This window comes from Bradyrhizobium sp. cir1, from assembly GCF_014198245.1.
Lineage (GTDB): Bacteria > Pseudomonadota > Alphaproteobacteria > Rhizobiales > Xanthobacteraceae > Bradyrhizobium.
The window spans coordinates 645,148-667,512 of record NZ_JACIHE010000001.1 but is presented as its reverse complement, the minus strand read 5'-3'; the positions used below and the strand labels follow the sequence as shown (position 1 = coordinate 667,512).

At 66.0% G+C, this 22,365-nt stretch carries 21 protein-coding genes; 7 read left to right on the top strand and 14 right to left on the bottom strand.

The window, feature by feature from the left end; all coding sequences use genetic code 11:
* Positions 1–48 precede the first annotated feature (48 nt).
* Both GGD63_RS03185 and GGD63_RS03180 read left to right on the top strand, forming a co-directional pair.
* On the top strand, positions 49–987 hold the full coding sequence (locus GGD63_RS03185; protein WP_183239430.1) for a GlxA family transcriptional regulator: 939 nt from the start codon (positions 49–51) through the stop codon (positions 985–987).
* Between the two features lie 35 nt (positions 988–1,022).
* Entirely contained in the window at positions 1,023–1,817 is a 795-nt protein-coding gene (locus GGD63_RS03180) for a methyltransferase domain-containing protein (protein WP_246785341.1), read from the top strand.
* Between the two features lie 7 nt (positions 1,818–1,824).
* Here GGD63_RS03180 and GGD63_RS03175 read toward each other — a convergent pair whose 3' ends face one another.
* The gene (locus GGD63_RS03175) at positions 1,825–2,832 is read right to left on the bottom strand and encodes a Na+-dependent transporter (RefSeq protein WP_183239428.1); all 1,008 of its coding nucleotides are present in this window, start codon (positions 2,830–2,832) and stop codon (positions 1,825–1,827) included.
* A 13-nt stretch (positions 2,833–2,845) separates the two neighbouring features.
* The gene (locus GGD63_RS03170; protein ID WP_183239427.1) at positions 2,846–3,793 is read right to left on the bottom strand and encodes an alpha/beta hydrolase; all 948 of its coding nucleotides are present in this window, start codon (positions 3,791–3,793) and stop codon (positions 2,846–2,848) included.
* Positions 3,794–4,013: 220 nt separating this feature from the next.
* Between GGD63_RS03170 and GGD63_RS03165 the strand changes: the two genes are divergently transcribed.
* Positions 4,014–5,045: a DUF2155 domain-containing protein gene (locus tag GGD63_RS03165; protein WP_183239426.1), complete on the top strand. Its 1,032-nt coding sequence runs from the start codon at positions 4,014–4,016 to the stop codon at positions 5,043–5,045.
* A 7-nt stretch (positions 5,046–5,052) separates the two neighbouring features.
* On the opposite strand, the gene aat is transcribed toward GGD63_RS03165, so the two are convergent.
* The 10 genes from aat to GGD63_RS03115 form a co-directional block, all read right to left on the bottom strand.
* Positions 5,053–5,733, bottom strand: coding sequence for a leucyl/phenylalanyl-tRNA--protein transferase (aat, locus tag GGD63_RS03160; protein ID WP_183239425.1), 681 nt, complete (start codon positions 5,731–5,733; stop codon positions 5,053–5,055).
* A 53-nt stretch (positions 5,734–5,786) separates the two neighbouring features.
* Positions 5,787–6,914, bottom strand: a complete 1,128-nt coding sequence (locus tag GGD63_RS03155) for a sensor histidine kinase (protein WP_183239424.1) — start codon at positions 6,912–6,914, stop codon at positions 5,787–5,789.
* A complete protein-coding gene (locus GGD63_RS03150) occupies positions 6,911–7,351 on the bottom strand; it encodes a response regulator (RefSeq protein ID WP_183239423.1) in 441 nt (146 codons plus the stop codon). Before GGD63_RS03150 ends, GGD63_RS03155 begins: the two co-directional genes overlap by 4 nt.
* Positions 7,348–8,865 carry a CHASE3 domain-containing protein gene (locus GGD63_RS03145; RefSeq protein WP_183239422.1) on the bottom strand — a complete coding sequence of 506 codons (1,518 nt, stop codon included), beginning with the start codon at positions 8,863–8,865 and terminating at the stop codon, positions 7,348–7,350. The genes GGD63_RS03150 and GGD63_RS03145 overlap by 4 nt, the downstream gene beginning before the upstream one ends.
* A gap of 108 nt (positions 8,866–8,973) precedes the next feature.
* Positions 8,974–10,329: an acetyl-CoA carboxylase biotin carboxylase subunit gene (gene accC, locus GGD63_RS03140; protein ID WP_183239421.1), complete on the bottom strand. Its 1,356-nt coding sequence runs from the start codon at positions 10,327–10,329 to the stop codon at positions 8,974–8,976.
* Between the two features lie 58 nt (positions 10,330–10,387).
* A complete protein-coding gene (gene accB, locus GGD63_RS03135) occupies positions 10,388–10,882 on the bottom strand; it encodes an acetyl-CoA carboxylase biotin carboxyl carrier protein (protein ID WP_183239420.1) in 495 nt (164 codons plus the stop codon).
* 35 nt (positions 10,883–10,917) lie between these two features.
* The gene (gene aroQ, locus GGD63_RS03130) at positions 10,918–11,385 is read right to left on the bottom strand and encodes a type II 3-dehydroquinate dehydratase (protein ID WP_183239419.1); all 468 of its coding nucleotides are present in this window, start codon (positions 11,383–11,385) and stop codon (positions 10,918–10,920) included.
* Between the two features lie 226 nt (positions 11,386–11,611).
* Positions 11,612–12,421: a DUF1236 domain-containing protein gene (locus tag GGD63_RS03125; RefSeq protein WP_183239418.1), complete on the bottom strand. Its 810-nt coding sequence runs from the start codon at positions 12,419–12,421 to the stop codon at positions 11,612–11,614.
* Between the two features lie 214 nt (positions 12,422–12,635).
* Positions 12,636–13,403, bottom strand: a complete 768-nt coding sequence (locus GGD63_RS03120; RefSeq protein ID WP_183239417.1) for a DsbA family protein — start codon at positions 13,401–13,403, stop codon at positions 12,636–12,638.
* 203 nt (positions 13,404–13,606) lie between these two features.
* Positions 13,607–15,010 carry a M48 family metalloprotease gene (locus GGD63_RS03115; protein WP_183239416.1) on the bottom strand — a complete coding sequence of 468 codons (1,404 nt, stop codon included), beginning with the start codon at positions 15,008–15,010 and terminating at the stop codon, positions 13,607–13,609.
* Positions 15,011–15,224: 214 nt separating this feature from the next.
* Between GGD63_RS03115 and GGD63_RS03110 the strand changes: the two genes are divergently transcribed.
* From GGD63_RS03110 to GGD63_RS03100, 3 genes are all read left to right on the top strand, one after another.
* Positions 15,225–16,412: a pyridoxal phosphate-dependent aminotransferase gene (locus GGD63_RS03110; protein WP_183239415.1), complete on the top strand. Its 1,188-nt coding sequence runs from the start codon at positions 15,225–15,227 to the stop codon at positions 16,410–16,412.
* An 87-nt stretch (positions 16,413–16,499) separates the two neighbouring features.
* Positions 16,500–17,057: a biotin transporter BioY gene (locus tag GGD63_RS03105; protein WP_183239689.1), complete on the top strand. Its 558-nt coding sequence runs from the start codon at positions 16,500–16,502 to the stop codon at positions 17,055–17,057.
* Positions 17,058–17,141: 84 nt separating this feature from the next.
* Entirely contained in the window at positions 17,142–18,476 is a 1,335-nt protein-coding gene (locus GGD63_RS03100; protein WP_183239414.1) for a dicarboxylate/amino acid:cation symporter, read from the top strand.
* Positions 18,477–18,665: 189 nt separating this feature from the next.
* Here the strand turns inward: GGD63_RS03100 and GGD63_RS03095 are convergent, their stop codons facing one another.
* Positions 18,666–19,898 (bottom strand): FAD-binding oxidoreductase, encoded by a 1,233-nt coding sequence (locus GGD63_RS03095; protein ID WP_183239413.1) that lies wholly within the window; start codon positions 19,896–19,898, stop codon positions 18,666–18,668.
* Between the two features lie 27 nt (positions 19,899–19,925).
* A complete protein-coding gene (locus tag GGD63_RS03090; RefSeq protein WP_183239412.1) occupies positions 19,926–21,422 on the bottom strand; it encodes an amidase in 1,497 nt (498 codons plus the stop codon).
* Between the two features lie 210 nt (positions 21,423–21,632).
* Between GGD63_RS03090 and GGD63_RS03085 the strand changes: the two genes are divergently transcribed.
* Positions 21,633–22,313: a helix-turn-helix domain-containing protein gene (locus GGD63_RS03085; protein WP_183239411.1), complete on the top strand. Its 681-nt coding sequence runs from the start codon at positions 21,633–21,635 to the stop codon at positions 22,311–22,313.
* Positions 22,314–22,365: the final 52 nt, after the last annotated feature.

The window sequence follows — 22,365 nt, the reverse complement described above, 5'->3', positions numbered from 1 at the left end:
AAATGGCGTAATTCCCTCACTTTCGGACATGACATTTGGAGCTGGCCCATGATCGGCATCCTGATCTTTCCAGACTTCCAGTTGCTCGACGCGGCCGGCCCGATCTCGGTGTTCGAGATCGCGGCACGTGCTTCCAGCAAGCCGCTTGCGCTGCGGGTGCTGGCGCTGAACGCAGGGCCTGTGCGCAGCTCGTCGGGCGTCGAGATTATGGCGCGTGATTTCAAGTCGGCGAATGCGATCACGACGCTCGTCATCGCGGGCGGCGCCGGCGTTGCGGAGGCCGCGCGCTGCGAGGTCACGCGCGCCTTCGTGCAGCGGCTGGCGAAGCGCGGCGCGCGGGTCGCCAGCGTCTGCTCTGGCGCCTATGTGCTCGCCGAGGCGGGCCTGCTCGACGGCCGCCGCGCCACCACGCATTGGGGGCGGACGCGCGATTTCGTCGCGCGCTATCCCAAAGTGAAGTTCGAGCCGGACCAGATCTTCACCCGCGACGGCAATGTGTGGACCTCGGCGGGCATCACGGCCGGCATCGACCTTGCGCTGGCGATGGTCAACGAGGACCAGGGCGAGGAGATCGCGCAGGCGACGGCGCGGCAGCTCGTGCTGTACCATCGTCGCAGCGGCGGCCAGTCGCAATTCTCCTCGTTGCTCGAGCTGAAGGCGCCGAACGGACGCTTCGGCGCGCTGCTATCCTGGGCGCGCGAAAATCTCGACGCGCCGCTGACCGTGGAGGAGCTCGCCGATCGCGCCGGCATGAGCGCGCGGCATTTTGCCCGCGCCTTCGCCGCCGAGACCGGCACGACGCCGTCCAAGGCGATCGAGCGCTTGCGGCTCGAAGTCGCCCGCGAGCGCGTGCAGTCCTCGCGCGAGGCGATCGAGCTGGTTGCGGAAACCACCGGATTCCGCGATCCCGAGCGGATGCGGCGCGCCTTCATCCGCGCTTTCGGCCAGCCGCCGCAGGCGCTGCGGCGCGCGGCGCGGGCGGGATAGGAAATCTCACTTGCCGTGCGACCATGGAGGCGACGATGAGCGGAATGGAGTACAGCAATGAGAACGCGAAACGGCTTCAGAGACTCTATCTCACGGGCGATGTGAAGGCCCAGCGCGCGGAGACAATCCGGCAGCTCGATCTGTCTGCCGGCGAGCGTGTTCTCGATATCGGATGCGGTCCGGGCTATCTCTGCGAAAGCATGGCTGAGCCCGTCGGGCCTCATGGATCTGTCGTAGGCATCGATGTGTCGACCGACCTGATCGCCGTCTGCAACCGGCAGAAGGCGTCGGAGTGGATTTCATATGCCGTCGGCAACGCGACGGAGCTGGATCAGCGCGATGCGTGGTTTGACGCCGTCGTCTGCACTCAGGTCGCCGAGCACGTGCCCGATGTCGACCGCGTCCTCATCGAAGCATTTCGCGTCCTGAAACCGGGCGGCCGAGCGATTTTCGTCGCAACGGATTGGGACGCTGTGGTCTGGCATTCCGACAACCGGGAACGCATGGCTTCCGTCATGAAATCATGGGAGGCGCACTGCGCCCATCCGCGTCTGCCGAGATCGATGGCCTCAAGACTGGTCAATGCCGGATTTCATCTGGACGGAGCGTCCGTCTTTCCGATTCTGAATTTGCGGTACGATGACGAGAGCTACAGCAAGGGACTGGCACAGGGTATCCGGGATTTCGTCGGCCGCACGAACGACGTCTCCGCCGATGATCTCAATGCATGGCACAGCGAGTTCGAGCACCTCGCCGGGGCGGGACAATATTTCTTCAGCACCAATCGCTATATCTTCAAGGCGTCGAAACCTGCTGGGGCGCCGACATGAAAGCGTGCTAGCTCGTGGTGTCTGGGGCCGTCGCGCTGGCGCCGTCGCTGTCCATAGTCAGCCGCCGCGCGATTGGCGTCAGCAGATAGGGCGCCAGATGAATCGGAAACTGCGTCAGCGCGAAATAGAGCCAGGTCGTCGGCGGCAGCGCGCCCGCGGTCGCCGCCAGCATCAATCCGAGATTGCGCTGTGACACCATCAGGCCGATCGCGAACGCACGCTCGGTGCCGGCGCGGCGGAAGATCAGCGTCGTCACAGCGAGCAGGGTGAAATAGACCGCGAAGGCGAGCAGTGCGACGCCGATCGCGAACACGGGATCGGCGACGAAGTCGTGCGCCACGTCGCCCATCACGGCGGAGGCGAAGACCAGCAGGATCAGGATGTTGAAACCGTCGATCGGGCGCTTGTGGCGCTGGATCGCAGCGGCGCCGAACATCCAGCGGATTGCGGTTGCGCCAATCAGCGAGACCGCGAGGATGGTGAGCAGTTTTGCGCCGAGCGCGAGCGGCGAGATGCTGAGCATGTCGCCGAGAAACAGGCTTGCGAACAGCGAGGCCGTGAACGGCACCAGCGCGGTCGCGGTGACCAGCGTGACCAGCGGCAGCGTGGCATCGAGGCCGATCAGCGCGGCGAGCGCCGGGGCGGCCATCATCGGCGAGGCCATGGCCTGGAGCATCAGCGCGAGGAAGAGGCCGGGGGAGCTTCGGTCCAGCCCGCTGCCATGGGCGAGGAGCCCGACGACCAGCGGCACGCCGATCGTGGTCCAGGCCGTCGCGCTGGCGATCAAGGCCGGCCGGCGCAGGTGGCCGTACAGCGCGACGAGATCGACGCGCAGGAAGGAGATGCAGAGCAGGCAGAGGATCGCCTCGGTGACGTAGGGACGCAGCAGCGCACCGAGCGGCGGCACCGCGACCGCGATGAACGCGATCGCCGCCACGGCGCGCGTGCCCTGGCCGCCGAGCCAGGTCAGGGCGCGCAGGGGGAGGGCGAAGAGGGTTTTGAGGATGGAAGGCATGGAGGAAGGTGCGTCAGCCCAATCCCTTCAACCACGCGCCAATTTCGCTCACGGCGACATTGGCCTGTTGCAGCAATTTGCCCATGGTGAAGAAGCCGTGGAACTGGCCGGGATAGTGCTTGTACGTGACTGATACGCCGGCCTGCTTCAGGCGCGCGGCATATTCATCGCCTTCGTCGCGCAGCGGATCGGCGCCGGCGGTCAGCACATAGGCCGGCGGCAGGCCGGCCAGGTTTTGCGCGCGCGCCGGCGAGGCGCGCCAGTCGTGGATGTCGGCGGTGCCGTTGAGATAGTGATCGCGGAACCAGCGGATCACCGAATGGGTCAGCAGCACGCTGGTCTCGGCCTCGCGGTGCGAGCCGTGCGTCATGGCGAAATCGGTTGCCGGGTAGATCAATAGCTGGCCGGCGATCGCGGGGCCGCCGGCGTCGCGGGCGGCGAGCGCCACGACCGCGGCGAGATTGCCGCCGGCGCTGTCGCCGCCGATCGACAGGCGTGAGGCGTCGATGCCGAGCTCGCGTGCATTGGCGGCGATCCACCTTGTCGCGGCGATCGCGTCATCGGCAGCGGCGGGAAACTTGTGCTCGGGCGCGAGGCGGTAGTCGACCGAGATCACGATCAACGCGCCCGAAACGGCAAGCTGGCGGCAGACGACGTCGTGGGAGTCGAGATCGCCGATCGCCCAGCCGCCGCCGTGGAAGAACACCAGGGCTGGCGACAAGCCGTCGTGCCGGCGCGGTTCGTTCGGGACGTAGAGGCGGGCAAGGACGGCCCCGTGCGGCGCCGGGATCGCGAGAGGGGCGACGCGGGCAAGCTCGGGCGGCTCGGGGTTGGTGGCAAAGCGCGCCTGCAGATAATAGGCGCGGGCCTCCGGCGCGGTCAGGGTCTCGTAGGCGGGCCGGCCGGCCACCTGGAAGGCCTTGTAGACGGCGGCGGCGTCGGGATCGAGGACAACGGGCATCGGGGGCGACCTCTGAGGATTCTGTTATGGTTGGACGTTGTTTCCGGGAGGCGAATGCCCGTCTTTTGCCCGTCTTGGGCCCCGGGAGTGGTATCCGACTATCCCATCCGGGAGCCGGTCTGGCCAGACAGCGCCGGGAAGGGCAGGGATGCCGCCCTTCCCCCGCCGTATTCGGCGTGTTAACCGGAGGGCCTGCGAGCGGCGGTATCCCCTGTAGAATGTGTCCAACAAGCCCGATTCGCTGTTGAAGCCGCGCGAGATGTTCAAAACCTTTACCCTGACAGGCCTTGCGGCGCTGCTGGCCGCCACCGCGCTGACGGCTGCAACGCCTGCGCAGGCGCAGATCGGCACGATCTTCTCCGATCCGCCGCCGCGGCCGCCGGGCAGCATTCCGCGCGGCCAGCCGCAGCCGCAGGTGCCCGACGACGACGAAGAGGTCCCCGAGCTGCCGCCGCAGGGCCGCGTGCTGCCGTCGCGCCCGATGCCGCCGCCGAGCCGCCAGGGTAATGTCATGCCGGGACCGGTCGAGACCCAGCCTTTGGCGCCGCCGCCAGGCTCGACCGTCGCGCCGCCAAATCAGCCGCCCTCCGCCGCGATTGCTCCGCCCAGTCCGCAAGGCGCCCCGGGTGCGCCCGGCCAGCGCCAGCCCCAGCAGAAGGGCGGGCCGGGCGGTGCCGTGCCGCAGACGCCGGCGAGCCTGCAGCCGGGCGACGAGGTCGTGACCGAGCCGCCGGCCCAGAAGATCGTGAACAAGAAGGCGACCTTCTCCGGCCTCGACAAGATCACCGGCCGCATCATCAATTTCGACGAGGAGATCGGCGAGACCGTGCAGTTCGGTGCGCTCAGGGTCAAAACCGACGCCTGCTACACGCGGCCGGCGACGGAAGCGACCAACACCGACGCCTTCGTCGAGGTCGACGAGATCACCTTGCAGGGCGAGGTGAAGCGGATCTTCTCGGGCTGGATGTATGCGGCAAGCCCCGGCCTGCACGGCGTCGAGCATCCGATCTACGATATCTGGCTGACCGACTGCAAAGAGCCGCAGCAGACCATTGCAACCGCGGCACCGGATCCCGCGACCAAGCCCGCGCCTCCGCCGCCGCCCGCGCAGAAGAAGGCCGCGCCCAAGCAGGCCGTGCAGCAGCGCCCGCCGCAGCCTTTGCCGCCTCCGCCGCAACAGCAGCCCGCTCCGCCGCCGCCACCGGAGCAGCGGCCAGGTCTGTTCGGCATCCCCGGGTTCGGCAGCCGATAGATCTGATTTATTGTCGCGAGGCGATGATCTCGAGCGCGCGTGCGCCGGGGATCGCATCGCCGGACGAGAGCCTGAGGAAATCGCCGGGCTCGCCGGCGAGCGCCTTGTCGAGCAGCGCGGTGTAGCGCCGCCGCGAAATCTCGACGGCGCCAAAGCTCTTCAGATGCTCGGTGACGTATTGCGTGTCGAGCAGCTCGAAGCCGCCATGGATCAGCCGCGCCACCAGATGCACCAGCGCGACCTTCGAGGCATCGCGCGCGGTGTGAAACATGCTTTCGCCGAAGAAGGCCCGTCCCAGGCTCACGCCGTAAAGCCCGCCGACGAGGTCGTCGCCCTGCCAGGCCTCGACGCTGTGGCAGTGACCGAGCTCGAACAGGCCGCCATAGAGGTCGCGGATACGCTTGTTGATCCAGGTGTCCTCGCGACCTTCCTGCGGCGCCGCGCAGCCGGCAATCGTGGCCTTGAAGGCGGTGTTGACGGTCACCCGGAACGCATCCGACCGCACGGTGCGCGCGAGCCGCGAGGCGACGCGAAAGCCGTCGAGCGGGATGACGCCGCGCAGCTCCGGCTCGACCCAGAACAGGGTCGGATCGTCGGCGCTTTCGGCCATCGGAAAGATGCCGCAGGCATAGGCACGCAGCAGCACGGCCGGCGTGATCTCAGACGGGGCGGAATCGCGCGAAGTCATGGCTTGCGACAATAGCAGGATCGCAATGCGGTTGCGATGGGGGCGAGGTGCGGTCAGCTCGCGGCGGCGTTGTTGGTCTTGTCGGGCGCGGTGGGCGTGCGCTGGAACCTGAGCAAGATGCGGGTTCCGCTGTGGGCGGGGTCGCGCTCGACTGAGGCGTCGAGCTTGGTGGCCATGGCCGCGACGATGCGCTGGCCCATGCCGGTAGAACGCGGGTCGGCCTTGACGTTGTCGCCGACGCCGTCGTCGGCGATCGTCAGCAGGAGATCCTCGCCCTGCGAGGTCAGCTCGACATGGATCGGGCCGGCGCCGTCGGGATAGGCGTATTTCACCGCATTCATCACCAACTCGTTGACGATGATGCCGACGGCGACGGCGCGGTCCGGGTCGATCTCGACCGGCTCGGCCTTCAGCGTCAGGCGCGACATCCGGTTGCCTTCGGCCGAGCGGCGCAGATCCTCGAGCAGCGAGTCCAGATATTGGTTCAGCACCACGCTCTTCAGGTCCTGCGAGGTGTAGAGGCGGCGGTGCACCTGCGCGACCGCGGCGACGCGGCCCATCGCGTTGGTCAGCGCGGCCTTGACCTCTTCCTGCGCGGCGGAGCTGGCCTGAAGGTGCAGCAGCGAGGCGATGATCTGCAGCGAGTTGCCGACGCGGTGATTGACCTCGCGCAGCAGCATCTCGCGTTCGGCGGCAAGCGCGGCATAGCGGTCGCGCGAGGCGTGAATCTCGGCTTCCGCCTCCTCGCGTGCCTTCTGCAGCTCGGCCTGGCGCAGCGCGCCCTCGGCGGCGACGTGGAGCAGGGGGATGAAGTCGCCCTTGACGTCCTTGACGAGATAATCGGCCGCACCCGCCTTCAGCGCGGTGACCGCGATGCTGGAGTCCTGCGACGCCGTGACGAACACCACGGGAGGGGCGTCCGGGATCGCCATGATCTGCTCGAGCGTCTCGAGGCCGTCGAGGCCCGGCATGTACTGGTCGAGCGCCACGACGTCGATGCTGCCCTCGATGCTGTCTTCGATGTTGGCTTGGGCGCAGGCGCGGCGGATGTGCTCGAGGCCTTCCTCGCCGCTGGCGGCGTGGACGACCCTGTAGCCGCGCCGGGTCAGGCCGCGTTCGACCAGGCGCGCCAGCGCGTCGTCGTCGTCGATATACAGCAATGTCGGCATTCTCTGGTTCATGGTGCGGCGGGCGGGACCTGGATGACCGAGAAGAACAGCCCGAGCTGCCGGATGGCGTTGGCGAAATTCTCGTAGTTGACGGGCTTGGTGATGTAGACGTTGCAGCCGAGCTCGTAGCAGCGCTTGATCTCCTGGGAATCGTCGGTGGTCGTGAGCACGACCACGGGCGAGGCCTTGAGATATCTGTTTTCCTTGATCTGCTTCAGGATGTCGATCCCGCTCATGTCGGGCAGGTTGAGGTCGAGCAGGATCAAGAGGGCATTGCCCTTCTGGGAAAGCCCGCTGCCGTCGGCGCCGAACAGGTGCTTCATCGCATCGGTGCCGTTGGCGAACGAGATGATCTCGTTGTTGACGCCGGAGCGGCGGATGTTGCGCTCGATCAGCCGGGCGTGCCCCTCGTCGTCCTCGATCATGATGATGGTGACTGGCTGCGTCATCGATCTGGTTTCCGGGTGCTGGCGTTCCAGGCGACGGGCAGCGTGATGGTGAACGTGCTGCCCGCGTTCAGTTCCGACGATACCGACATGGTGCCGCCGAGACGGCGCACAAGTGCACGCACATGGGCAAGACCTATGCCCTGTCCCGGCTTGTCCTGGGTTCCCGCACGGCGGAACAGGTCGAATATCCGCTGATGATCCCTAGCGTCGATGCCGCGGCCGTTGTCGCTGATCTCGAAGATGGCATAGCCGAGCTTGGTACGCCCGCGAATTCTGATCTCTCCGGGCACGCCATTCTTCAGGTATTTGATCGCGTTGTCGATCAGGTTGGAGAAGATCTGTTCCAGCGCAAGGCGATCGCTGACGATGTCAGGCAGCGGCTCGACGTGGATCTCGGCCTGCGCTTCGGCGGCCTGATGCGCCAGCGTCGACACGATGGCCTCGACGAACTCGCGGATGTCGATCTTCTCCGGCTGGAATTCGCGCCGGCCCTCGCGGGTGAGGTTGAGGATCGCCGAGATCAGCCGGTCCATCTTGGCGATCGACGATTTGATGAAGCCGAGCGCCTCGGAGAAATCCTCGGAAAGCTGCTTGTCGGGACCTTCGAGCGTGATCTCGCCGGAGGCCAAGGGCGGCCCGCCGGCCGGGACGTGGGTGAGGCTGCTGACACGGCGGAAGATGTCGCCGCCGAGCTCTTCGAGCTCGCTGGTGAAGCCCATGATGTTGACGAGCGGCGAGCGCAGATCGTGGCTGACGATATAGGCGAAGCGCTGGATCTCGTTGTTGGCCTCGCGCAGGTCGGCCGTGCGTTCGTCGACAACGGCCTCCAGATTGAGGTTGGCATCGCGCAGGCGCGTCTCGGCCTCGTCACGAATGCTTGCCGAGCGGCGCAGCAGCCAGATCGAGATCAGCGCCAGCACCACGACGAGACCCGAGCCGATGCCGGTGAGGGAGGCGGCCAGCGTCTGGCTGCGGTCGGCATTGACGGAGCGGAGCCGGAACAGCCGTTCCTCTTCGCGGATCATCGCGTTGGCGAAGTTGCTGATCGTGGTGGTCGTGGTGCCGGCGGCGGCCTCGCGGACGAGCGCCTTGGCATTGTCGGTCTGACCTTGCTTGATGAAATCCATCTCGCGCGCGAACTGGCCGAGCCGGATCTCGATCGCCGCGCTCAGCTTCTCGATGCTGTCGCGCTGCGCCGGACTGTCGCCGATCTGGCGCGTGAGCTTGTCGAGCGCCGGAATGATCGCCGCGACCGCCCTCTCGTGATCTGACTGGAAATCCGGGCCCTGGGTCAGGAGAAAGCCGCGGGCGCTGCTCTCGGCACGTCTGACCTCGAGCAGGAGGGTGTTGACCTGGTTCTCCACCTCGATGGTGTGGAGCACCCATTTGCTGTCGTCTCTCGCCTTGTTGACGAGGTAGACGGAGCCGGCGCTGATCACGGTCAACACCAAAAGGCCCGCTGCGAACAGCAGGATGGGCCAAAATGCGCGCCACCGCTGCGCTTCAGCCGTCACGACGGTGTCGCCTCGCGCGGACCAATGGAATTCTAACGCCCCTTCTTCGAACAGCTCCCAGCTGCTCAAAACGCCCGCGAAGGCAACGGGTTCCCGGTGGTGCGGGATTTATTTGGGGGCGGGTTCCTTACCGGCCAGATACTGTTCCAGCCAGTGGATGTGGTAGTCGCCGTTGATGATGTCGTCCTCGCGCACCAGGGCACGGAACAGCGGCAGCGTGGTCTCGATGCCTTCGACCACCATTTCGTCCAGCGCCCGGCGCAGCCGCATCAGGCATTCGGCGCGCGTCTTGCCGTGCACGATCAGCTTGCCGACGAGCGAGTCGTAATAAGGCGGGATCGTGTAGCCCTGATAGACGGCTGAATCGATCCGGACGCCGAGCCCGCCGGGCGGATGATATTGCTGGATCCGGCCGGGCGAGGGGCGGAAGGTCTGCGGGTTCTCGGCATTGATGCGGCACTCGATCGCGTGGCCGATGACCTGGATTTCCTCCTGCTTCGCCGGCAGGTCGCCGCCGGCGGCGATGCGGATCTGCTCCAGCACCAGGTCGATGTCGGTGATGCTCTCGGTGACGGGATGCTCGACCTGGATGCGCGTGTTCATCTCGATGAAGTAGAACTCGCCGTCCTCGAACAGGAACTCGATGGTGCCGACGCCGAGATATTTCATCTCGCGCATCGCTTTCGCGCAGGTCTCGCCGATCTTGGCGCGCGCGGCGGCGGCCAGCACGGGCGAGGGGCCTTCCTCCCAGACCTTCTGGTGGCGGCGCTGCAGCGAGCAGTCGCGCTCGCCGAGATGGATCGCGCCGCCGCGGCCGTCGCCGAGGATCTGGATCTCGATATGGCGCGGCTTCTGGAGGTATTTTTCCAGGTACACCGAGGCGTCGCCGAAGGCGGATCTGGCCTCGTTGGCCGCCGTCGTCAGCGCCAGCTGGAGGTCGGCCTCAGTGTGCGCGACCTTCATGCCGCGGCCGCCGCCGCCCGCCGCCGCCTTCACCAGCACGGGAAAGCCGATCTTCTTCGCGATCGCCATCGCGTCATCGTCGGGGCCGACCGCGCCGTCGGAGCCGGGCACCACGGGGATGCCGAGCCGCTTGGCGGTCTTCTTGGCCTCGATCTTGTCGCCCATCAGGCGGATGTGCTCGGCCTTCGGGCCGATGAAATGCAGATTGTGCTCGCTGAGGATTTCCGCGAAGCGCGCGTTCTCGGACAGGAAGCCGTAGCCGGGATGCACGGCATCGGCGCCGGTGATCTCGCAGGCCGCGAGCAGCGCGGGCACGTTGAGATAGCTGTCCTTGGACGCCGGCGGCCCGATGCAGACGCTCTCGTCCGACAGGCGCACATGCATGGCGTCGGCGTCGGCGGTCGAGTGCACGGCGACGGTCGCGATCCCGAGCTCCTTGCAGGCCCTGAGGATGCGAAGGGCGATCTCGCCGCGGTTGGCTATGAGGATCTTGTCGAACATGGTGCCCTTGAGGGACTGGCGCGCGAAAAGCGGCGAGGGCGGCTGGCGCCCTCAACAATTACTCGATGATGACGAGCGGCTCGCCGTACTCGACCGGCTGGCCGTCCTCGACCAGGATCTGCGTCACCGTGCCGGCGCGCGGCGAGGGGATCTGGTTCATGGTCTTCATGGCTTCGATGATCAGCAGCGTCTGGCCGACCGAGACCTTGGTGCCGACGTCGATGAACGGCTTGGCACCGGGCTCCGGCGCCCAATAGGCGGTGCCGACCATCGGCGAGGTCACCGCGCCGGGATGCTTCGACAGGTCGGCGCCGGCAGCGGCCGGCGCGGCGGTGCTTGATGCCACGGGCAGGGCGGCGGGAGCGGCTGCCATCGGCATCGGCATGGTCGCGGCGACGCTGATGTTTCGGGCGACGCGCAGGCGCAGCCCCGCGCGCTCGATCTCGATCTCGGTGAGGCTGGTTTCGTCGAGCAGAAGGGCGAGCTCGCGGACGAGCGCGGAATCCTCACTGGAAAACTTTGTGGCTGCTTTGTCGTCTGGCTGGCGCGCCATGTTGTTTGATCCGAATGTTCTGTTGGAAGGGAGCGTCAGGCTTTGGGCTTGATGCCGAGCTTGGCGGCAAGGCCCTGGATGGCGAGGCGGTAGCCCTCGATGCCGAAACCGCACAGCGAGGCGAAGGCCGCGCGCGCGGTGTAGGAGTGGTGACGGAAGCTCTCGCGGGCGTGGATGTTGGTCACGTGGACCTCGACCGTCGGGATCTGCACCGCGAGCAGCGCGTCGTGCAGCGCGATCGAGGTGTGCGAATAGCCGCCGGCATTGATGATGATGCCCTTCATCTTGCGCGCATGCGCCTCGTGGATGAAGTCGATCAGCTCGCCCTCGCGGTTGGACTGGCGGCAGTCGGCCTTGAGGCCGAACGTCGCCGCCGTCTCTCGGCACAGCGCCTCGACGTCGGCCAGTGTCGCATGACCATACTTCTCGGGCTCGCGCGTCCCCAACATGTTGAGGTTCGGCCCGTTGAGAACGAGGATCGTGTCGGTTGCAGGTTGTGCCATTCCAATCCCGGAAGAGGTGCTTCGGCGTGGCGGGGTTATAGGTAACAAAGCGTCCTAGGGGAAGCCTTGAAGGACCTCCGAGAAGCCTTCAGGCACCTCATTCGGGGTGCAAAAATCTGTGTGGAAGCTACGGAAATTGCTTGTTAACCAGTCCAAAGCATGGCTGCCGGCCAAAGGCTGAAGGGGCGGGCATCGCTGCCCGCCCCCGAGATTGTTGTCATCAGCCCTAGACCTCGAGAACCGCGACGATCTCGTAGGTGTTCGGATCGATGATCACGATCTGCTCGCGGACCAGGACGTACTTGTACGTCCGCCACTCCGGATAGATCGTCACGACGCGGGACGGCAGGGCGTGCAGCTCGATGCCCTCGCGCGGAATGCGGGTGCCGACCGCAATGTTGAAGTTCACATTGGTCACGGGCGCCACCTTCTCCTCGCGGATCACCGAGGTGATCTGCGTGCGCTGCTCGGTCGAGAGCTTGGCGGCCGCGCCAGCCTGGCCGGTCGTCGTCTGCGACCGCTCGGTCCCGGTCTGGGTCTGGGTCTGGGTTTGCGAACCCTGGTGGCCAGGCGCATTCATACCGCTGCGGTCTTCCTGACCTTGGGCCTTCATGTCCTTGGTGCCCTTGGTCTCGGTTTCCTTGCTCATGCTACCCTTGGACTTCTCGTCGCTCCGCGGGCTCTGGCCGACCGTCGACGACTTCTCCGACTGCGTCGACTTCTCACGCGTCGCACCCGGCTGGTCCTTGTTCATCTTGTCGGACTGAGTCGACTTGTCATGAGCGCTCGGCTGATCCTTGCTCGGCTGATCCTTCATGCCGCCGGCCTGACCGACCGTTCCCTTGTCATGCTTGTCTTGCTTGTCCATGGACTCTTGCTTGCCCATGGAGCCGCTGCGCTCGCCAGAAGGCTGCGTGCTGTGCTGGGTCTGCTGGCCACTCCCGTAGTCCTTGGTTCCGGTTCCTTGCGCGTTGGCGAAACCGGTGCCGGCGATCAGCGCCAAGGCTGCAACCGAGACCAAAAAGCGATTAGTCATTTGAAGCTCTCCTCACGTGATTTCTTTGCGTCATTGCCCGCGCCGACAACGAAAGGAGAGCGCGGTCGTTCCGAACTCCAGGAGGTTCCGACGAGCTTTGTTTGTTGAACGCCGGATGAACGGTCTCGCCCGGATCGCGACAAACTGCGTCCGAACCCGCGCAAAAAAAGAGGCCGGCTGGGAGCCGGCCTCTTTCAACGCAATGTCGTGTCGATCAGCAGGTCGCCTTGCCGCAGCGGGCAACGCCGATCTTTTCCCTGAGGCCTTCGACGCCGATCGCGCCGATCACGATCTGCTTGCCGATCACGTAGCTCGGCGTGCCGTTCATGCCCATCGCCTCCGCAAGCTTGAAGTTCTCCTCGATGGTGGCGCGCACCTCGGGGCTGGCGAGGTCCTTCTCGATCTTCGCGGTGTCGAGGCCGGCCTCCTTGGCCGCTTGCATGGCGCGCGCCTTGTCGGCCGCGCCGCGGCCGCCGAGCAGCTTCTGGTGGAAGTCGAGATACTTCTTGCCCGAGGGATCCTGCATGCGCACGGCGACGGCGACCTGCGCCGCTTCCACCGAGCCCTGGCTCAGCACCGGAAACTCCTTCAGCACCACCTTCAGCTTCGGATCGCTCTTCATGAGGTCGAGCATGTCGCCCATGGCGCGTTTGCAATAGCCGCAATTGTAGTCGAAGAACTCGACGAAGGTGACGTCGCCGTCCTTGTTGCCGAGCACGACCTGGCGCGGCGAGTTGAAGATCGCCTCCGCATTCTGCGCGATGCTGGCTTCGTGCTTCTGCGTCTCGGCCGCGGCCTGCCGCTTGCTGAGCTCGGTCATCGCTTCCTCGAGCACCTCCGGGTGGGTGACGAGATAGTTCTTGATGATCGCCTCGATGTCGGTGCGCTGGGCATCGGAGAAGCTGTCGGCCGACGCGGGCGCGGCTGCGCCGAACATGGCGAGCGCAAACAGCGCGGGGGCAAGCAGGCGCAGCGAAGGCATAGGCAAATCCTCTTATCCAAAGCAGGTTTCGGAAAACGTCCCGGCGGACTCAAAGCTCGGTGTCGTGACGTCGTGGTCTTAAGGCGTCGTTCTAGTTTGTCGTTAAGGTGCGATGAGATTCGACTGAATCGTTATCGCACTTAAGGTCTTCGTTTGAGCATGATCTTTTCGGAAAACCGCTTCGCACTTTTCCGGATCATGCTCTAGTTGCGCGGCGGCTTGGCCGCCACGATGTCGTCGGCCTTGACCCATCCGGGCGTGCCGACGGCGAAACGGGTTTTCGCGCGCGTTGCGAGCTCGCGGGCGGTCTTGTTGTCGCCGCGCAAGTAAGCGGCCTGCGCCGAGGCGAGATCCGCCTCGGCATAGTCGCCCTTCCGGCCATAGGCCATCGCGAGCTGGGTATAGCCGAGCACTGCCTCGGGCTCCCGCGCCACCGCGGCCCGGAGAATCCGAACGGCATCGTCCGTGTAGGCTTTATTATCGGTTCCAACCAGAGCCTGCCCAAGTAACATCTCGATGAGGGGCGCGTTGTTGGAGAGCTGTAACGCCTTGCGCAGGGGGGCGATGGCCTCGGCGGCCTTGCCGCTTTCGAGCAGCGCTTGGCCGCGCACCTCGTAGAAGTACGGGTTGTTGGGCTGGACCTGAATCAGCGCATCGATCTGGGCGAGCGCGCTGCGCAGATCGCCGTGCAGATAGGTGCTGATGGCCCGGGCATAGCGCGCCGGCATGCTGTCGTTGGTCTGCGGATAGCGGCGATACACCGTCTCCGGCCGTTCCATGAAGGCCGAGATCTTGGCGCGCACCATGTCGTGGCGGAGCTGGAGCGCGGGATCGTCCTTCTTGTCCCAATAGGGACTGCTGCTGGCGAACTCCTGCAGCGCCGCGACGCGCTCGGCGGGCATCGGATGCGACTGGAGATAGGGATCGGCGCCGCGCGCGGCGAACAGGCTCTCGCTGGTGAAGCGCTTGAAGGTCTCGTACATGCCTTTCGGCGACTGCTGGGTCGCGGTCAGGAATTTCACGCCGGCACGGTCGGCGTTCTCCTCCTGCTGGCGCTGGTAGGACAGCAGCGTGCGGCGGATCATCTCCTGCGGTCCGGCGATCGCGGCCGCGCCCGCATTGGCAAGGCCGTTGTTGCCGGCGCTGCTGGAACTGCGGGTGCTGCCGGCGGCGATCGCGCCGGCGCCGAGCAGCATCGCGATGATCATCTGGGTCTGCGCGTTGGCGAGTTGCTCGCGCAGCTTGGACAGATGGCCGCCGGCCAGATGCCCGGTCTCGTGCGCGAGCACGCCGATGATCTGGTTCGGCGTCTCCGACTGGAGGATCGCGCCCCAATTGACGAAGATGCGGCGGCCGTCCGCGACGAACGCGTTGAACGAGCCGTCGTTGATGATCACCATCTGGATGTTCTGCTTTTCCAGACCGGCAACGCGCAGGATCGGGCGGGTATATTCGCGCAGGAGCTGTTCGGTCTCGGTATCGCGCAGGATCGGCGGCCCCTTGCTCTGCGCACGAGCCGCCGGGAGCGGCATCATTGCGATCGCCGCAGCCGTGACGAGGGCGGTGAGGGCGGAGGCCTTCTTGCGCAATGCGGTCTGGAGCAACATCAGGCGGTCTTGGTCAAACGGTCTCGGCAAAGGGACCTTGGGACTTGGAAAGCAGTTTTCGTGATTGGTTTTGGCGATTGGCGGCGGACCGGATACGCGATATGGCCTATGAGCCGTACCCCTTATGAGCCGTACAATGCGGCCAGTCTGGGGCGCAAGCGCCCCGTTTCTAAGGACCGGACGGACCGGTCCGCCAGCGAAATAGCAGAAATCGATGCAGGATGCGACATTGAGGAACCGGTTGGGGCAGTGGCTCGAGCCCTCCCGCCGCAGTGATGTTCCCCCGTTCATGGTGATGGACGTGATGGCCGCCGCGGCCCGAATCGAGGCCGCCGGCGGCCATGTCATCCACATGGAGGTTGGCCAGCCCGCGGCCGGGGCGCCGAAATCCGCGATCGCGGCCGCCCATGCCGCGCTCGAGGCCGGCCGGATCGATTATACCTCCGCGCTCGGCATCCCCTCCTTGCGCCAGCGGATCGCGCGGCACTATCGCGACGTCCATGGTTGCGACGTCAGCCCCGAGCGGATCGTGGTGACGACGGGCTCGTCCGGCGGCTTCATCCTCGCGTTCCTGTCGATGTTCGAGCCCGGGGACCGCATCGCCGTGACGGTGCCGGGCTATCCGCCATACCGTCACATCCTGACCGCGCTCGGCTGCGAGCCGGTGCTGATCGAGACCACGAACGAGACGCGCCACGCGCTCACCGGCGAGGCGCTGCTTGACGCCCATCGCAAGGCGCCGCTGAAGGGCGTGCTGGTCGGCAGTCCGGCCAATCCGACGGGAACTATGATGTCCCGCGCCGCGCTCTCCGGCCTGATCGCGGCGGCGGAAGACGCCAGGATCCGCTTCATCTCCGATGAGATCTATCACGGGCTGGACTATGCGTTTCCGGCGGTGACGGCGGCGGCGCTGTCGGACCACGCACTCGTGATCAACTCGTTCTCGAAGTATTTTTGCATGACGGGCTGGCGCGTCGGCTGGATGGTGGTGCCCGAGATCCTGGTGCGCCCGATCGAGCGGCTGCAGCAGAACCTGTCGATCTCGGTGCCCGCGCTGTCACAGATCGCCGCCGAGGCTGCCTTCGACGGCACGGCCGAGATGGAGGAGATCAAGCACGGCTATCAGGAAAACCGGCGCATTCTGATCGAGGGACTGCCCAAAGCGGGCCTCACCAGGTTCCTGCCGGCCGACGGAGCGTTCTATCTCTATGCCGACGTCTCCGATTTCACCTCGGACAGTTTCGAGTTCGCCAAGCAGATGCTGGAACAGGCGCGCGTTGCGGCGACGCCCGGCCTCGATTTCGATCCCATCCATGGCCGTTCATTCATACGGTTCTCTTATGCCCGTTCGGCAGAAGAGATGCGGGAGGCAGTTGACCGGATCGCTCACTGGCTTAAATAGCCGCCAGTTTTCGCCAGCCTTCCGGAGTGCAACTTGTCTGACCGTTCCGCGCCCACCGCCGCCACGCATTCTCCTCTCGCCGCATTGATGTGGCCGACCCGTCCGGGCGAAACCGTCGGGGCACTGCGCGCCGTCGTGCTGGTCGCGCTCGGCACCGCGCTGATGGCGCTGTCGGCCAAGGTGAACCTGCCGCTGCCTTACGTGCCGATGACGCTGCAGACGCTGGTGGTGCTGATGATCGGCGCCGCCTATGGCTGGCGCCTTGGCAGCGCAACCATGATTGCCTACCTCGCCGAGGGGGCGCTTGGCCTGCCGGTGTTCGCCGGTCCCGTGGGTGGGATTGCACCGCTGGTCGGCCCGACTGCGGGCTATCTGTTCGGCTTCGTGCTCGCTGCTTTCGTGACCGGCTGGCTTGCCGAGCGCGGCTGGGATCGCAGCGTGGTGCTGCTGTTTGCCGCGATGGCCGTCGGTCACGTTATCATTCTGGCCGCTGGCTTCGGCTGGCTGGCCTTCGGCCTCGGTCTTGGCGTGGCCAAGGCCTGGCAGGTCGGCCTTGCGCCGTTCATTGCGGCGTCCCTGGTCAAGAACGCGCTGGGCGCGACGCTGACGCCGGCGGTGCGCCGGCTCGTCGACCGTCGCGGGTAAGACGCGCAATCACGAGCGGTTCCAATTGACAGGGCCGGCCAAGTTGATCTTGGCTGGCCCCAATGTTTGAGGGGGAGTGAAACGATGACGACGACAACGATGGCGACGGCGCCGGCAGCGCCGGCCGCAGCCAAGCCGTGGTACAAGATTCTCTATGTCCAGGTGCTGATCGCCATCGTGCTCGGCGCGATCGTCGGCTGGCTCTGGCCATCGTTCGCCACCAACGAGTGGATCAAGGCGATGGGCGACGGCTTCATCAAGCTGATCAAGATGGTGATCGCCCCGATCATCTTCTGCACCGTTGTCTCCGGCATCGCCCACATCCAGGACGCCAAGAAGGTCGGGCGCATCGGCGTCAAGGCGCTGGTCTATTTCGAGGTCGTCTCAACCTTCGCGCTGGTGATCGGTCTCATCGTCGGCAATCTCGTCAGGCCGGGCGCAGGCTTCGGCAATGCGGCGGCGAGCGAGGCGGCCGTTGCGAATTACGCCAAGCAGGCCGCCGGCCAGAAGTCCGTCGACTTCGTGCTGCACATCATTCCGGACACCGTGGTCGGCGCCTTCGCGCAAGGCGAGATCCTTCAGGTGCTGCTGTTCTCGGTGCTGTTCGGCTTCGCCATCATGAGCCTGGGTGAGCGCGGCCACACCATCCGCAGCTTCATCGACGACGCCGCGCATGCGGTGTTCGGCGTCATCTCGATCGTGATGCGCGCGGCGCCGATCGGCGCGTTCGGTGCGATGGCCTACACCATCGGCAAGTTCGGCACCGGCGCGATCCTCAACCTGATCGGCCTGATCGCGACGTTCTACGTCACGGCTGCGCTGTTCGTGTTCGTCGTGCTCGGCATCATCGCGCGCCTGGCGGGGTTCTCGATCTTCAAGTTCCTGGCCTACATCAAGGACGAGCTGCTGATCGTGCTCGGCACCTCCTCGTCGGAAAGCGCGCTGCCGTCCTTGATGGAGAAGCTGGAGCGGCTCGGCTGCTCGAAGTCGGTGGTCGGCCTCGTGGTGCCCACGGGCTATTCGTTCAACCTCGACGGCACCAACATCTACATGACGCTGGCGACGCTGTTCATCGCCCAGGCGCTCGGTGTCGATCTCACCTTCGGCCAGCAGCTGACCATCCTGGTGGTGGCGATGCTGACCTCGAAGGGCGCCTCCGGCATCACGGGTGCGGGATTCATCACGCTGGCGGCAACGCTCGCGGTGGTCGACCCGCGCCTCGTGCCGGGCATGGCGATCGTGCTCGGCATCGACAAGTTCATGAGCGAGTGCCGCGCGCTGACCAATCTGTGCGGCAACGGCGTCGCCTGCGTGATCGTCGCCTGGTGGGAGGGTGAGCTCGACCGCGACAAGCTCAACGCCAACCTCTCCAAGCAGATCGATCCGACCGATATGGAAACGGCGATCACGACCGACTGATCCGGATCCGGCAGCGCGAGCTGCGCTGTCAGACGTTGAAGTAATAGGGCTGGTCGAGATCCTCGATCAGCCCTTTTTCTTTGGGCTCCCAGTCGAGAGCAGCACGCGTCTTCGCGCTCGAGGTCGGAACGTCGACGGCCGCGAACCAGCCAAAATGGTCGGCCGCTTCCTTCGGTGATTTCGAGGAATTTAGAACCGCTCCGGCCGGTACGGCGCGGGATCGATCGACGGCGTCTCGCCGCTCATGATCTCGGCGAGCAGGCGCCCGGTCGCAGGCCCCAGCGTAAAACCCTGGTGACCGTGACCGAAATTCATCCAGAGCCCGGGATGGCGCGGGGCCTGTCCGAGCACCGGCAGCATGTCGGGCGTGCAGGGGCGGGTGCCGAACCACGGATCGGGCTCGACGCGCTTGCCGAGATCGATCAGTTCGCGCGCGGAGGCTTCGGCGCTGGCGAGCTGCACTGGGGTAGCGAGCGCGTCCGGTCCCGTTAGCTCGGCGCCGGTGGTGATGCGGATGCCCTTGGCCATCGGGCCCATGGCGTAGCCGCCGCCCTTGTCGACCAACGGCAGATCGAGCGAGGCGCCGCCGCTGTAATGCATGTGATAGCCGCGCTTGCGCACCAGCGGGATGCGATAGCCGAACTTGTACAACAGATCGGGTGACCACGGCCCGAGTGTCACGACGGCATGGGCGGCATCGATGCGCCCCTGATCGGTGTCGACCGACCAGCCGCTCGCGGTCTGCCGTAGCGACTGCGCATCACCCAGCACGATCCTGCCGCCGAGACGCACGAACAGCTCGGCATAGGCCGTGACCAGCGCGCCCGGATCGGACACGGTCCAGGTGTCGAGCCAATGGATCGCGCCGGGCAGATCGTCGCGCAGGATCGGCTCGGCCTTTGTCAATTCGCTGCCTGACAACACGCGAAAGTTCACACCGAATTCGCGCTGGTCTTGTTCCGCGTCCTTGATCGAGTGCTCCAGGGCGGCGGCATCGCGGTACAGCGCGCGGTAGCCGGCGCGGCGGATCAGATTGTCGGCGTGGGCCTCGCGAATGAGGACGTCGTGCTCGCTCGTGGCGTAGCCGATCAGGCGCGCCCAGCCCACGATCGCTTCGCGATGCCGTTTCGGCGCCGAATGCCACCAGTAGCGGAGTAGCGGCTCGATGTGGCGATGGAGCGAGGACAGGCTGTAGCGCACGTCGTTGGTGCGGCCGGTTGCGATCTTTACGAGCGAGGCAAGATCGCGCGGCATCGGATAGGGACGAACCGCTTCGGCCTGGATCATGCCGGCATTGCCGTAGCTGGTCTCGCGGCCCGGCTCCCTGCGGTCGACCAGCGTGACGGCCCAGCCGCGCCGCTGCAGATGCAGCGCCGCACCCACACCGACCATGCCACCGCCGAGAACGATCGCGCTTTGCATCGGAAGAAGTCTCCTGTCAGTCCCGGGTCATTCCCAGGTGAGAAAATCGGGCGCGGCCGACAGCGGCGGCGCCGCGGCGAGCCGCGCGAGGTCGGGCACGGGCCGGCACAATTGCGCATCGTTCGCGAACGCCGCCTCGATGCTTGCGGCGACCGAAAGCACGATGGCATCGCCGCCGCGCGGGCCGACGATCTGCAGGCCGAACGGCAGGCCGGCCTCATCGAGACCGAGCGGAATGCTGATCGCGGGATGCCCCGCGAGCGTCACGGCATAAGCGAGCGCGAGCCAGTGGAAATAGGATTTGGTCGGCACGCCGTCGATCTCGGCGGGATAGAGCTCCGACCACGGCCGCGGGCTGAGCGTGATGGTCGGGCTGACCAGCACGTCGCAATTGGCGAAGAAGGTCTGGTAGGCGCGATAGATCCGCGTCTGCGTCGTTGCGGCGCGGGCGTGGTCCTCGAGCGTGTAGCCGAGGCCTTCCTCGACATTGGCACGGACGTTCGGACCGAGCATGTCGGGGCGTTCTTTATAGTTCTTGCCATGCGTCGCCAGGAACATGCCGGCGCGTAGCACGGCGAAGGCGTCATCCGCGCCAGAGCAGTCGGGGCTCGCCTCACGGCTTTCGGCGAACAGCGGCGCGAGCTTGCTGACGCGATTGCGGAACACGCGGCGGATCGCCTGCTCGGTCGGTGCGAAGCCGAAGTCTTCGGTGAAGGCAAGACGCAGCTTGCCGAGGTCGGCGGGGCGCGGCGCGGCCCAGCGCTCGGCGCGCGCGCGCACCGGTTCGCCAGGCAGGGTGTAGGCGAGCGGATCGCGGGCATCGTCGCTCGCCATCACCGACAGCATCAGCGCGGTGTCGGCGACGTTGCGCGCCATCGGCCCGTCGGTTGACAGGCTCGACCAGCCGAAGATGCGCTTTTCACTTGGGACGAGTCCGTAGGACGGACGCATGCCGACGATGCCGGAGAAGCCGGCCGGATTGCGCAGGCTGCCGCCGGTGTCGGAGCCCGAGGCGAGCGGGGCCATGCCACAGGCGAGCGCCACCGCCGAGCCGCCGGACGAGCCCGCCGCCGAACGCATGGGATCGAACGGATTGCCGGTGGCGCCGAACACGGGATTGCGGGTGTTGCCGCCGGCTGCCCATTCCGGCGTGTTGGTCTTCCCGAAGATGATGGCGCCGGCTGCGCGGATGCGAGCGACCGAGCCCTGATCGGCGGCCGGCACGTTGTCGCGCAGCAGCGGGCTGCCATAGGTGGAGCGCATCCCGGCGGTGTCCTGGGTGTCCTTGATCAGGACCGGAAGCCCGTGCAGTGCGCCGCGATCCTCGCCGCGCAGGATCGCCGCCTCGGCCTCTTTCGCGGCGGCGCGCGCGCCGGGCTCATCCAGCGTCACGACGGCGTTGACGGCGCCATTGACGGTGGCGATGCGCGACAGGCAGGCGTCGAGCAGCTCGACAGGCGAGATCGTCCGCGTAGCCAGCAGGCGGCGCAGCTCAACGGCACTGGAGTCGCACAGTTCGGACAACGCCCGCTCCCTTTCAGATTATGAAAACGATTTAGCATATCGGAAAGCGGAAGCGACGCACCAATAATCGTCAACCGAGCCATTTCGTGCGCCAATGGTGGCTTGGGCCTGCCCCAGTCGGCACCAAATAGGGCCGATCTGGAGTGTATCGGTCGAAAAGATTAGGCCGATCGATCAACTATTTTTCCCTGGTCATGCTAGCATTCCAGTATGAGCGAGATCACGACGCCCGAAGGGGCCAATTCGCAGCTCGGCCAGTGCCTCAAGGCAGCCCGCCAGGCGCGCGGCCTGACGCTCAAGCAGGTGGCGGAGCGGACCGGAATGGCGCTCTCGACGCTGTCCAAGGTCGAGAACGGCCTGATGTCGCTGACCTACGACAAGCTGCTCCAGCTCACCTCGGGCCTGAAGATGGAGATCGCCGAGCTGTTCAATCCGGCGGTCGCGGCGCCCGCGCAGGGGCGGCCGGTCACCGCGCGGCGGAGCATCAGCCGGGCCGGGCAGGGGCAGGTGATCACCACCAAGTTCTACACCTACACCTATCAATGCACCGATTTGATCGGCAAACGCATGGTGCCGATCGTGGCCGAGGTCCGCGCGCGCTCGCTGGAGGAGTTCGGCCCGCTGCTGCGTCATGGCGGCGAGGAGTATTTTGTGGTGACGCGCGGACGTGTCGCCGTCCACACCGAGTTCTACGCGCCGGAGATCTTGGGCGAGGGCGACGGCATCTACCTCGACAGCACCATGGGCCACGCCTACCTCAATGCGGGCGAGGGACCTTCCGCAACAGGCGTCTGCCTCTGTACCAGCGAGGCACCCGATCTCTACGATCAGCTCCGCCAGATCGCCGCGCGCGACGTCGCGCCGCTCGGTGATGACGAACTGCCATCGTAGCGCTTCGGCGAGTCCTGAAACGAAAAACGCCCGGCTTGGCCGGGCGTTTTTT